Source organism: Bacillus sp. AFS012607 (assembly GCF_002558005.1).
In the GTDB taxonomy this organism is placed as follows: Bacteria; Bacillota; Bacilli; order Bacillales; family Bacillaceae_G; genus Bacillus_A; species Bacillus_A thuringiensis_S.
In genome coordinates, this window is the sequence record NZ_NTVM01000020.1 from 28,203 (window position 1) to 40,599 (window position 12,397).

A 12,397-nucleotide genomic window follows, 5' to 3' on the forward strand; every position below is an offset into this window, starting at 1 on the left:
TAGGTAAAGATAAGATTTCACCTATTTTGTCTATATAGCAGCACAACGAAATTACAATTAATTACTTCAATGCAATTGGTTGTTGTTGTGTCACACAATGAATCATGCCACCATTTTTATAAAGCTCTCTCACATCAATGCCAACTACTTTACGATCCGGGTATAACTTCTGAATCGTATCGTTTGCGATTTTATCATTCGGATCATTATAATTAGGCACTAATACAACTGTATTCCCAATATAATAATTGATATACGATCCCTTATAATCGAGAGTTTTTCCATTTTCTAAAGCAACTTTTTCTTTACTAAGCGGCAAGTATTCATACTTATATTTCTGTCCTGAAGCATTTTTGGCATCTAACAATGTATTCATATCTTTATTAGATAAACCCCATTCGGCTAGGTCATCTTCTTTCATCGTTACAATGGTAGAGTTATTATGGAATTTAGCAAATCCATCAATATGAAAGTCCGTAATATCTAAATTAGGTACTCCGTCTAACCAAATAAAGTTTGATACCCCAAGGTCACTTATATATTTTTCAATTTCCTTTTCTGATAAATTAGGATTTCTATTTTTATTCGTTACTGCACTTCGAGTTAATAAAGCAGTTCCATTGCTGTCTAACTCAATTGCACCACCTTCAAGGACAAATTTCCCCCAATCAATTCTTTCAATTCCTGATTGTTTACTGACATTCTCTCGTATTCGAGCATCATTTTTGTAAGGCGTTTTCTTTCCCCATCCATTAAATGCCGGGTCTAATATTTTTAAATTTTTATTATTGTCATAAACAAAAATCGGTCCACTATCTCTTGCCCATACATCATCAGTAGGCGCGATAAAGAAATCAATCTTCTCCATATTTAACCCTTCATCTGTTAAAAGCTTATTGATTCTCTTCTTTTCTTCCTGGTCATATGCAACAATGTGGACTTTCTCTCCCTCAGTTAAAGCACTTGCCATCTTAACCCAAATAGGTTCAACTTCCTGCTTATACTCTTCACCATATGTGTATTCATGTGGCCATTGCAGCCATGTACCTTCATGTTTATCTTTTTCATCTGGCATCGTATATTTCCCAGCATTTTTCTGTACCTCTACTTTTTCTCCTTCTTCCCCTTTAACATTTTCATTGTTACCCTCAAAAGAGCATCCACTAATAATCGTTGTAGATAATGTAGCTATTAAACAAAACTTTATTACTTTTTTCATTTTTTCAACCTCCTGTTCTTGTCTCCAATAATGTAAAGCTTCACATAGTGTGAAGCTCAAGCTTTTTTATCAATGTAAAAATTACCAATTATTCTTTACATTACTTAGCATTTAACTACCTATTTTGGTTTATTCAAATGCCAATCACCTTTCTTACCTATTTATCCCGCTATTTGTGGGCAGTAAGTAAAACTTTACAAAATAAAAAAATCGGTATTGATAATTACATATCAATACCGATTTTTTATAATTATTTTCCTTCTATTAAATCATTCGCCATTTTCCTAAATTCTTGATTAAATGCATCATTCATACCATTTTGGACGTTAGAAAATAATATGACAAACGTTCGTTTATCCCAGTTAAAATTATTAAAAGTGTTCCAGCCAGCTAATACACCGTGGTTATGATAATAATCTGGGTAAATATAGAAACTAAATCCATATTTTCTTGCAGGTGATGCAGAAAACATATCTGATACACTTTGTTTAGAAAGTAGTTTACCATCCATAATAGCTTCATCTAACTTTTTCATATCTTCAACAGTCGTATACATTTCACCACAACCATACAGCCAGTTCATTTTTAAGCGAGGCGTGGCTATTAACTTATTATCTTTTTTCGTATACCCTTCTGCTAAGAAAATATCCTCTGGAAGTGTTGCGCCCATTCCAGATTCATGCATTTCAACAGGAGTCAAAATATTTTCTTTCACATATTCAGCAAGTGGTTTATTCGATATTTTTTCTACAATATATGCAAGCACCATATAATTATAATCTGTATATTTCCATCCTGTCCCTGCTGGAAATTGTAACGTTTGTGCCCCAATCCACGTTACTAATTTTAACCGTGATGCTGCGTCAACACTACCTTGTCCCTGTTCTGGTAATCCAGACGTATGTGTTAACAAATTTCGTAACGTAATGTTTTTATCTGCCGGAAACGATGGGATATATTTATTTACATTGTCTTCAATGTTCAACTTCCCTTTTTCTTTTAGTTGCATAATAGATATTGCAACAACTGTTTTCGTAATAGACCCAATGCGATATTTCGTTCTTGGAGTTGTTAATACTTGATCTTTCACATTCGCATAACCGTACCCTTTTCGTAAAATGACATGATCTTTACTTGCTACAAGAACACTCCCATTAAATCCTTTATCTTTTAAGTACTGATCTAGTTTTCCAGCTGCAATTTCATAACGCTTTTTCGCATTCGCATCAACTTCCTGCTTAACATCTTTTTGCTTACTATTTACATTTAAAAATGCCTTTACATCATATTTTTTTCCTTTATTTTCATGTATTAGTGTAACAACACTTCCACAAAAAACAGCAAAAATAAAGAAAACGATTAACCATTTCTTTAACATACTAGGAACCCTCTTTTATCTAGTTTCACTTAACGTACATCCATTCTATTTTATATCTTTTAATTATCAAGTATATTATAATATTATTTAATATTCACTATGTTAAAACTAGATTCCTTTTTCTCATTTTCAATTTTGACTACTCTCTATTGTATTTCTTTCTAGCAAAATTTCCAACATACAATCGGATGCATTACACTATAATTTCAAATTCTTTTGTAACATTTGTTACATACTAAAAAGAATGGAGATGTAATATGAAAAACACCGATAAACGCAACCGTTTAGATGATAAGATGTTTCATTATCGGATAACAAAAAACAACATGGTATTAATTGAATATTACGGAAAACAAATTATGATATTAAAAGGAAATGATGCTGAAAAATTTTTAAATAAAATAAATCATGCAAATAACGATAAAGAAAAACAGCTAATTATGGCTAAAATTACAGGTAATTTCAAAAGAGGTAATGAACGAAATTGAAAACGAATCTCATTTACATTTTGATTATACAACAAATAAAAAAGAAATGTCGCTCATTCAACATTTCTTTAGACTTTCTTCACAAAAAATTTACATTGCTAACATTCCTTTATTTTCTATAATTCCTATATAAGCTAACCGCTGAAATAGTTAGTAATACAACTATGCATAACCACGCATACGTATATCCCTTCTTATCTACAATATAACCAAATAAAGCAGGTGCAACAATAATGGAAATTTGATTTAATGTAAGTGCAAAACTCACTGTCATCCCTACCGATTCTTCACTTGCTGATTCTGCAACTTCAGTTATAAAAAGACTAAACCATCCAATCGAAAAGAACCCTAACAATGCACTTACACCATACAATACATTCGTTATTGTATGTATGCTCATTACTAATATTAGAATGAAGAGAATAGAAATACAAACAGTTATAAATAAAGGGGTGCGCCGATTTCCCTTATAAAACAAATCACTAGTAGCTGCTAATATAACCCTACCAACCATTCCAGAAAAGAACATAACGGAAAATACTTTTCCAGCTAAAATTGGCGTGATTGATTGTTCCAATACTAAAAATTTTATAAAGTGTGCAACTAACACCATTTGCAATGAAATCATACAAATGCCAGTTATATAAATTGCATACAACTCTTTTTTACACATCACTTCTTTTAACTGCATCCAAAAAGAAAGTTTAATACGTTCTTGTTTAACTTTCTCTTGAATATATGGTTCCTTATAAAATATAAAAAATAAAAACCCTCCAATTATACAAATGCATGCAATACTATTTACCGCATAAGCCATATTATATTTTATTGTAAGAAACGGGATCAATACTCCCGCTAACGTGCCACCAATCGGTATACCAGCTTGTCTAATCCCCATTGCTAACCCGCGATTTTCTTTTGGGAACCACTTTATTATCACCTTACTTCCTCCTGGCTGCGAAACACTATAAAACGTTCCTACTAATAAAAGTACAAAGAGTAACCCATTAAATTCATTGACCATATTAGTCAGTAAAAATGAACCTCCTAGTAAAAATGAGCTTATCGAAATTAACAACTTTTCATTGTATTGATCAAGTAGCCGCCCGACAAAAAGCATACAAAATAGCGGTCCTATATTTACAACACTTACTAGCAATCCACTCTCCGTATTCGTAAGTGCATATTCTTCTTTCCAAAATAATGCAAACGCTCCAAAACCATACGTTATAAGTGTCGCTGTTGTTTGAGCAACTGTCGCAAAAATTAACATAACCCACTTATAAGTACTATTCACCCTTTCTTCCATTAACACAATAATCCCTCCATCCCCCTTTCATTGTATGAAAGTTCTGATATCATATAAAATAAAGATTTATTATGTAATCCATCAAAAAAAATGATACCTTTTATGGAGAGATGATACTTGGATATAAAAGATTTAACTGTATTTTACGAAGTTGCGAAAGAAAAAAACATATCTCACGCAGCGAAAAATTTAAACTATGTACAGTCTGGCGTAAAAATGCGTATGAAACAACTAGAAAACGAATTAGGTGTGCCTTTATTTTACCGAAACGGAAAAGGTGTAACTTTAACTTCTAACGGTGAGATTTTATTAACATACGCCAAACAAATTATCCACTTAATAGATCAATCTGTTAAAGCAGTTCAAAGTAATGGGATCGAACCAAGAGGCACTTTAAAAATTGGATGTACAGAATCTACAACCGCTGTAAGACTTCCATCTATATTAACAGCCTATTATGAGAAATACCCAAAAGTCGAATTGATTTTAGAATCAAATACGACGGAACAATTGATTAGGCTTGTATTAGAACGAAAACTGGACGGAGCGTTTATAGCTGGCTCTACTCAGCATACTGAACTTCATACAAATATATTTCGTGAAGAAGAATTAGTTCTCATTAGCAAAAATCCTTTATCTTCCTTTAAAGACATCGGAGACATGAATTTACTTGCATTTAGTCGCGGGTGCTATTATAGAAATTTATTAGAAGATTGGCTTCAAGAAGAAGGAATTTCACCTAAGCGAGTATTAGAGTTCGGGACAATTGAGGCGATACTCGCATGTGTAAAATCAGGTATGGGCATAGCAATTATGATGAAGTCTATTTTAAATGATCATAAACATGACATATCATTCAACCCTTTACCAAATAGCTTCAAAAAAGTTCCTACTACTTTTATTACTAGAAAAGATATATATCACTCTGCTGCATTACAAAAATTTATGGAGATGACTCACAATGCGTGAAAAGAAAATACGTGGTATGAAACGAAAAACAAACACTTTAATAAAGCGAATTGAGGAACATACAAAAACGTTCCCTTCTATTTTCTATAACGATGAATATTGGAATATGCTATTGCCAGTTTCGCAAACTTTTATCGACTCTCGTAAAACACCTAGAAAAGTAAAGCGATTATGTATTCAAACCTTATTAAATCAAGCAAATCATTTAATAAATATGAAACCGAGCGATACACATACATATCGAGTTGTTGTTTTAATTTCTATAAATAATTTGTGGGGTTCGCAAATCATTATATTTAAAAATGAGGACTACTTTCATAATTTTTTTAATAGAAATAGTGAATTTCAAAAATGGATTCTTCTTTCAAATGAAATTGATTTTTGGGAGAAATTAGAAATTCCAGTTTGTCATTCCTTCGAAACGCTTCGCTTTCAAGAAATTATTTATGATGAAGATGAATGCTACGAAAAAGAGATTCTGTTTATCGGGGAGTTAAATTAAAAAGGGTGTACCTAAAACACTGGTATACCCTTTTTCACTTATTTCCCCTTCAATACACTATGTAATCGATCCGGATAATTTGTAAACATTCCTGTAGCACCCCATTTGATTAACAGTCTCATATCTGGTTTCTCATTAATTGTATAAGGATGAATTAACAGTCCATTTTTCCTAGCTATTTTCATATATGATTCATCAATAATTAGTTCTCCGTTATCATTACGTAAATTTGGCCCAATACCAGCTGCATACTTTTTAATTTCTTGAAAATCATCATTCGTTACACTTTTCGGTTCATGTGTAATGCCAGACCATTCAACAATTTCATTGTTTTCATTTGGATAATACCAAAGCAATTGAACTAACGGAATATTTTCATTCATACTATGAATCTTTTTCAAACTATCTTTACTAAATGATTGAATCATAACACGGCTAGATGACATGTTTTGACCTACTAAATTATATTTATTTAACAATGCTAACAATTTCTCTTCCATTCCTGGATACACATCTGGTGATTTTGTTTCAATGTAATACTTCATGCTTCTTCCATACTTTTGGAAGATTTCTTCAAGAGTCGGAACTTTTTGCCCAACATACTCTTGCTTAGCCTTTTCTGGATACACTTTATTAAACCACGTTCCTGCATCTAAACTCTTTATTTCGCTTAACGTTTTATCACGTACTTCGCCTGTTCCATTTGTAGTGCGATCAACTGCTGTATCATGCATTGCAATTAATTGGCCATCCTTTGTTAATTGAATATCTAACTCTAAATAATCCGCTTTCATTTTTTTCACTAAATCATAAGAAGCAAAAGTATGCTCAGGTGCATGTCCACTTGCTCCGCGATGTGCAATATTTAAAAACTTATTCGTATTCCATTCATGCTTCCCTTCTGCTTTCGCATGAACAGCTCCCCCAGCAAAGATACTTCCCGTCATAAAGAAAATAACTAAAACGCTAATAATCTTTCTCATCCTTCTAACCCTTCCTACGTTGCAAATTTCAACAAGCTAATGAGATTTACAAGAAATAGAAGACACACTTTCATTATTTTTATAAACCTATATTAAAATTCCAATCTTACAAATATACTTTATCTATATTATTAATATAGAAAACTAGTATTATCCTATTTAATTCCTATAGTCCTCCTTTTCACATGTAACTCTCTATTTTGTACGATTCATTCAATAAAAAAAGCCATAAATTATTTAGAATACACTCCTGTATCCCTAAATAAATTTATGGCTTTTCTCAAATATCTCCGGCCTCTATTAACTTGTCGAATTTAATCATATCAAACCTATTGAAATTTGTGAATATTTTTTTCAGTACAGTGAAGCACATAAAACAATATTTCTGTAGTTACTTAAAAATCACATAATAAATTCCTCATTACCTCTTCCAATACTATATCTGGATTTACTACCGTTTTTTCCGAACGCCATCCGATAAAGCCATCTGGTCTAATTAATACAGCACCTCCATTCTCTATACCATATAATTTGCTAAAAATATCTTCTGGAACAACAAAGTCTCCACTTAAGCCAACACGATACCCTTTTATATTTATTCCTAATTTAGCTGAAACAGCATGTGCTGCCTCAGCCCAAGAACTATTTTCTACTCCTATAAGTAATACAAAACTGTTACCGAATAAGTCTAATGTAGAAACTTTCTTTCCTTCATACGTTCCCCATAAATGCGGCGCTCGCGTTCCAGGTCTCCCGTTCAACTCTATGCTATCCATTCTATGTGGAGTGACTGAATTATCTATAATCGCCTCTGAACAATACTGATATCCAACTGTAACAGCTAAAACATCCATATTATTCAAACTGCCTTCCTCTCTATTCGCAGCACGAAACAGTAAACTACTTGCATAAGCTGTCGTTAATTTTGCAACAGAGTGTCTCTCTTCATGATATGTTTCTAACAATTTTGGTTTTGCCTTCCCTTTTATAACAGCCGCTAATTTCCAAGCTAAGTTATGCGCATCTTGTATTCCTGTATTTGAACCAAATCCTCCTGTTGGCGGCATAATATGTGCTGAATCTCCAACTAAAAAGGTTCGATTTCCTTGAAATTTCACCGCTGTACTTTCGGCCGCTTCCCACGGTAAAACACTTAATATTTTTGATTCAACATTTGTACTTCCAATTGCTATTTGAATAATTTGTTTACAACGTTCTATAGTGAAGTCCTCTAGCCCCTCTCCTTTTAATGAATCGTAGGCTACATGATAAATCCATTTTTTTACGTTATCAACTGGGATAAGTGCACCAAGAACCTCCGGATGAAGTACCATCGAAAAACCGAATGCGTCTCCTTGTATAAACTCTCTTAAATCAGCTTCAAAATAAATATTCATATAATAGCCACCAATGGTTCCACGCCCCTCAGTTTTAATCCCTAACTGCTCACGTATTTTACTTTTCGCTCCATCCGCTGCAATTACATAGTCACAATGTATGACACTTTCTTTTTCTGTTTCACGATTTCGAATCTTTGCTTTTGCCCCGTTTTCATTTTGTTCAAATGAAACTAATTCATGATAAAAAGATAGTTGCCCGCCTAGCGTTTTTGCTTCTTGTAACATCATCTCTTCTAAAATAATTTGATAACATGCAGTTTGTTTTGATGGACTAATCTTTTCTATTTTTTGAAGTAACTCTTCATCGTTTCTGTATTGCGTCGCTCTCATTTGTTCCAATTCTTCTTTATTCGCCTCAGCTATTGTATGAACCGCTATTCTTCCTCGGCAGTTCTCTAATGCTTTACCTGCCAATTTAATTCTTTGTTCCAAGCCTAATTCTCGAAATAACTCCATTGTACGTAAAGTAAGACCGCCTGCTTTCGGATGAATGGCAGTAGACGGATGCCTTTCAATAAGTAAGTACTCAATGTTATGTTTTGCAAGAAATAACGCAGACGCTAACCCAGATAATCCCCCTCCAACAATTAAAACTGGTACATAATTCGATTTCATATATTTACCCTCCACATCATTGTTCTGAGCTCAGTGACATAAATATAATCAAAAAAACATTAAAATATAGACTTATATTTCATTTTGAATTATCATATAGATAGATTACGCCCCAAAATCCCTTTTACCTTTTCATACAGATATAATCCACCTGAATTATATCTGTATGAAAGTGTAAAACAAAAGAACGTACTTTACGTTGAACTATGTTCTATCGTAAAAATCAAAAATAATAAAAACATTATAAACGGTCGTAACCTTATGGATTATACAAGGTTACGACCGCTTATTTTATTGTTACATCATTTTTTGTTTTTAAAACTTCATCTATTGTGTTATGTAGTCCTTCCAATCCCTTTTCTATCTCCCTATAATTTTCAAAAATAAAAAATTCATTCGTCTCGATTTTCTTTCCCAATATTGCACCTCATACAACAATCATGTAGCATTACCGTATCGAAGTAATGGTTCGTTATCTTAAACCTTTCGACTAATTAGCAGGAGGCAAAGTGATTGAAATGAATAAACAAGAACAATTAAATATTATAAAAAAAGATTTTATTGATTCTCAAAAAGTATTATTGGCAATTGGTGATGAAACACGTCAAGCTATTTTATTAGTGCTAATGGAAACGGAATGTCAAACAGGATTACGTGTAGGAGAAATCACGAAGCAAACACACCTTTCCCGTCCAGCAGTATCACATCACCTTAAGATTTTACGAGAAGCTGGCATTATTTTAATGAGAAAAGAAGGTACAAAGAATTTTTATTATATTGATATACGTACAAAATTAGGTTTATTAAAAAATCTTGTATTAGATATTGAGAAGCTATTGCAAAACTTTTATTAAAACTTGGAGGTATAAGAAATGAAAGCAATGATAATTGATAGATATGGAAAAGTCCCAATGCGTATGGCAGAGGTACCTACTCCTGAAATAAAAGAGTATGAGGTGCTCGCAGAAATTCATGCAGCTAGTATTAACCCAATTGATTTTAAAATACGCGACGGAAAAGTAAAAATGTTACTGAAATATGAAATGCCCCTAATCCTTGGTAATGACTTTGCCGGTGTCATCACGAAGGTTGGATCAAAAGTAACTCGTTTTAAAGTTGGTGATGCAATATATGCTCGTCCAAGAAAAAATAAGATTGGTACTTTCGCGGAGTATATAGCCATTCATGAAGATGATATAGCTTTAAAGCCGAAAAATTTAAGTTTTGAGGAAGCTGCTTCGATTCCACTTGTTGGCTTAACATCATATCAAGCATTACATGACATCATGCAATTACAAAAAGGACAAAAGATTTTAATTCACGCTGGATCCGGTGGTGTTGGTACTTTCGCAATTCAGTTAGCAAAAATAATGGGTGCTACTGTTACAACGACTGCTAGTGAAGCTGGTGCAAATTTAGTAACGTCTCTTGGCGCAGATGAAATTATTAATTACAAAACAGAAAAATTTGAAGATATACTAAAAAATTATGATGCGGTATTTGATACAATCGGCGGTGCAACACTTGAAAAATCATTCAATATTATAAAAAGCAGAGGAAACATTGTTTCCGTTTCAGGTATGCCGAATGCACGCTTCGGTAAAGAATTTGGTTCAGGATTCTTTAAAACTCTCTTATTTTCATTAGCCAGCAAAAAACTTACTGCACTTGAAAAAAAGCATACTGCTCAATATTCATTTTTATTTATGAAGCCAAGCGGGGATCAATTACGTACTATTGCAAACTATATTGAAGCCGGAAAAATCAAACCGGTAATCGATCGAGTCTTCCCTTTTGAAGATGCGCAAAAAGCAATGGAATATTCAGAGTCTGGAAGAGCAAAAGGAAAAATAATTGTAAAAATTAAATAATAATAAAACCTCCATTTTCTTAAAATGGAGGTTTTAAATTTGCTGTTAAATAGACATAGTGCAATGAAGTCCTTACAATAGATTGCAAGGGGAAATATTATATTATACTTTTAGTTAACTTTACAAAGAATACATACGTACAAATACATAACTTAAAATACAAAAAGGAGGAGATACAATGACTAAAAATAATGAAACAGGTTGGAATTTAGATAATAGTTATACGACTTTACCACAATCATTTTATACAGAAATCCCCCCTACTCCCGTAAGTTCACCGGAGTTAGTTAAACTAAACCATTCATTAGCGATATCTCTTGGCTTGACCCCTGAAGAACTGAAAAAGGAAGCTGAAATTGCTATTTTCGCTGGTAATGCACTCCCAGAAGGAGCTCATCCATTAGCTCAAGCATATGCTGGCCATCAATTCGGACATTTTAATATGTTAGGCGACGGTCGTGCTCTTTTAATTGGCGAACAAATTACTCCTTCAGGTGAGCGTTTCGATATTCAACTGAAAGGTTCTGGCCCTACTCCCTATTCACGCCGAGGAGATGGCCGTGCTGCACTCGGTCCGATGCTACGTGAATATATCATTAGTGAGGCAATGTATGCACTTGATATTCCGACTACTCGCAGTTTAGCAGTTGTCACAACTGGTGAAGCAACATATCGTGAAACAAAGTTACCTGGAGCAATTTTAACTAGAGTAGCTAGTAGCCATATACGCGTCGGTACATTTCAATATGCTGCAGCTCGTGGTTCAATAGAGGACCTGAAATCACTAGCTGACTATACGATAAAAAGGCATTACCCAGAAATTGAAGCTCATGAAAACCGATATACTGCATTACTACAAGAAGTCATTAAAAGACAAGCCAGTCTTATCGCAAAATGGCAACTTGTTGGATTTATCCACGGTGTAATGAACACTGACAATATAACGATTAGTGGCGAAACAATTGATTACGGTCCTTGTGCATTTATGGACAATTACAATCAAGGAACCGTATTTAGCTCTATTGACACACAAGGTCGTTATGCATATGGAAATCAACCATATATGGCCGCATGGGACCTCGCTCGATTAGCAGAATCTTTAATACCAATTCTGCACGAAGATGAAGAAGAAGCATTAAAGATCGCCCAAGACGAAATTTCGAAATTTAGCGTACAGTATGAAAACCATTGGTTCCTTGGAATGAAAAAGAAATTAGGACTATTTAGTACCGAAGAACAAGATCAACCACTTATTGAGCAACTTTTAAAAATGATGGAGAAATATAAAGCAGATTATACAAATACATTCCGTTCATTAACTCTTGATGCTATTGAAAATATAGCTCTATTTGAAAGTCCTGAATATAAAGATTGGTACAAACTGTGGCAATCTCGATTAAAAAGACAAGAACAATCGAAAGAAAACGCCTACGAAATGATGAAAAATAATAACCCATCAATCATCCCAAGGAACCACCGTGTAGAAGAAGCACTAGAAGCAGCTGTTACAAATGACGACTATAGCGTAATGGAGAAACTTCTTGAAGCTTTATCAAACCCTTATGCGTATTCTACAGATCAAGAAGAATACTGCATTCCGCCTGCACCGACGAATCGCCCTTATCGTACTTTTTGTGGGACTTGATTAAAAATTTGTTTTTAT

General features: G+C 33.5%; 11 protein-coding genes. 6 read left to right on the forward strand and 5 right to left on the reverse strand.

Going from position 1 to position 12,397, the window contains the following annotated elements:
- Positions 1–61: 61 nt before the first annotated feature.
- Positions 62–1,219 (reverse strand): agmatine deiminase family protein, encoded by a 1,158-nt coding sequence (locus CN409_RS21665; RefSeq protein WP_074789808.1) that lies wholly within the window; start codon positions 1,217–1,219, stop codon positions 62–64.
- A gap of 250 nt (positions 1,220–1,469) precedes the next feature.
- Positions 1,470–2,597: a serine hydrolase domain-containing protein gene (locus tag CN409_RS21670; RefSeq protein ID WP_000915208.1), complete on the reverse strand. Its 1,128-nt coding sequence runs from the start codon at positions 2,595–2,597 to the stop codon at positions 1,470–1,472.
- A gap of 257 nt (positions 2,598–2,854) precedes the next feature.
- Between CN409_RS21670 and CN409_RS21675 the strand changes: the two genes are divergently transcribed.
- Positions 2,855–3,085 (forward strand): hypothetical protein, encoded by a 231-nt coding sequence (locus CN409_RS21675; protein WP_000798793.1) that lies wholly within the window; start codon positions 2,855–2,857, stop codon positions 3,083–3,085.
- Positions 3,086–3,194: 109 nt separating this feature from the next.
- Here CN409_RS21675 and CN409_RS21680 read toward each other — a convergent pair whose 3' ends face one another.
- On the reverse strand, positions 3,195–4,394 hold the full coding sequence (locus CN409_RS21680) for an MFS transporter (RefSeq protein ID WP_097981092.1): 1,200 nt from the start codon (positions 4,392–4,394) through the stop codon (positions 3,195–3,197).
- A 117-nt stretch (positions 4,395–4,511) separates the two neighbouring features.
- Between CN409_RS21680 and CN409_RS21685 the strand changes: the two genes are divergently transcribed.
- On the forward strand, positions 4,512–5,363 hold the full coding sequence (locus tag CN409_RS21685) for a LysR family transcriptional regulator (RefSeq protein WP_086396416.1): 852 nt from the start codon (positions 4,512–4,514) through the stop codon (positions 5,361–5,363).
- A complete protein-coding gene (locus tag CN409_RS21690; protein WP_001208325.1) occupies positions 5,356–5,865 on the forward strand; it encodes a DUF3916 domain-containing protein in 510 nt (169 codons plus the stop codon). The genes CN409_RS21685 and CN409_RS21690 overlap by 8 nt, the downstream gene beginning before the upstream one ends.
- 38 nt (positions 5,866–5,903) lie before the next feature.
- Here the strand turns inward: CN409_RS21690 and CN409_RS21695 are convergent, their stop codons facing one another.
- Together CN409_RS21695 and CN409_RS21700 are read right to left on the reverse strand one after the other, a co-directional pair.
- Positions 5,904–6,848 carry a glycerophosphodiester phosphodiesterase gene (locus CN409_RS21695; RefSeq protein ID WP_097981040.1) on the reverse strand — a complete coding sequence of 315 codons (945 nt, stop codon included), beginning with the start codon at positions 6,846–6,848 and terminating at the stop codon, positions 5,904–5,906.
- Between the two features lie 395 nt (positions 6,849–7,243).
- On the reverse strand, positions 7,244–8,863 hold the full coding sequence (locus CN409_RS21700) for an FAD-dependent oxidoreductase (protein ID WP_097981042.1): 1,620 nt from the start codon (positions 8,861–8,863) through the stop codon (positions 7,244–7,246).
- A 509-nt stretch (positions 8,864–9,372) separates the two neighbouring features.
- On the opposite strand from CN409_RS21700, the gene CN409_RS21705 reads away from it, so the two are divergent.
- From CN409_RS21705 to CN409_RS21715, 3 genes are all read left to right on the forward strand, one after another.
- On the forward strand, positions 9,373–9,717 hold the full coding sequence (locus CN409_RS21705; protein ID WP_000571870.1) for an ArsR/SmtB family transcription factor: 345 nt from the start codon (positions 9,373–9,375) through the stop codon (positions 9,715–9,717).
- Positions 9,718–9,735: 18 nt separating this feature from the next.
- Positions 9,736–10,734: an NADP-dependent oxidoreductase gene (locus CN409_RS21710; RefSeq protein ID WP_086390698.1), complete on the forward strand. Its 999-nt coding sequence runs from the start codon at positions 9,736–9,738 to the stop codon at positions 10,732–10,734.
- Positions 10,735–10,912: 178 nt separating this feature from the next.
- The gene (locus CN409_RS21715) at positions 10,913–12,379 is read left to right on the forward strand and encodes a protein adenylyltransferase SelO (protein WP_097981043.1); all 1,467 of its coding nucleotides are present in this window, start codon (positions 10,913–10,915) and stop codon (positions 12,377–12,379) included.
- The last annotated feature ends 18 nt before the right edge of the window (positions 12,380–12,397 follow it).

Excerpts from the sequence above, each read along its gene's own strand:
- CN409_RS21670 (WP_000915208.1), bottom strand. The coding sequence starts at position 2,597 with ATGTTAAAGAAATGGTTAATCGTTTTCTTTATTTTTGCTGTTTTTTGT.
- CN409_RS21710 (WP_086390698.1), top strand. The coding sequence starts at position 9,736 with ATGAAAGCAATGATAATTGATAGATATGGAAAAGTCCCAATGCGTATG.
- CN409_RS21700 (WP_097981042.1), bottom strand. The coding sequence starts at position 8,863 with ATGAAATCGAATTATGTACCAGTTTTAATTGTTGGAGGGGGATTATCT.
- CN409_RS21675 (WP_000798793.1), top strand. The coding sequence starts at position 2,855 with ATGAAAAACACCGATAAACGCAACCGTTTAGATGATAAGATGTTTCAT.
- CN409_RS21715 (WP_097981043.1), top strand. The coding sequence starts at position 10,913 with ATGACTAAAAATAATGAAACAGGTTGGAATTTAGATAATAGTTATACG.
- CN409_RS21690 (WP_001208325.1), top strand. The coding sequence starts at position 5,356 with ATGCGTGAAAAGAAAATACGTGGTATGAAACGAAAAACAAACACTTTA.
- CN409_RS21665 (WP_074789808.1), bottom strand. The coding sequence starts at position 1,219 with ATGAAAAAAGTAATAAAGTTTTGTTTAATAGCTACATTATCTACAACG.
- CN409_RS21695 (WP_097981040.1), bottom strand. The coding sequence starts at position 6,848 with ATGAGAAAGATTATTAGCGTTTTAGTTATTTTCTTTATGACGGGAAGT.
- CN409_RS21680 (WP_097981092.1), bottom strand. The coding sequence starts at position 4,394 with ATGGAAGAAAGGGTGAATAGTACTTATAAGTGGGTTATGTTAATTTTT.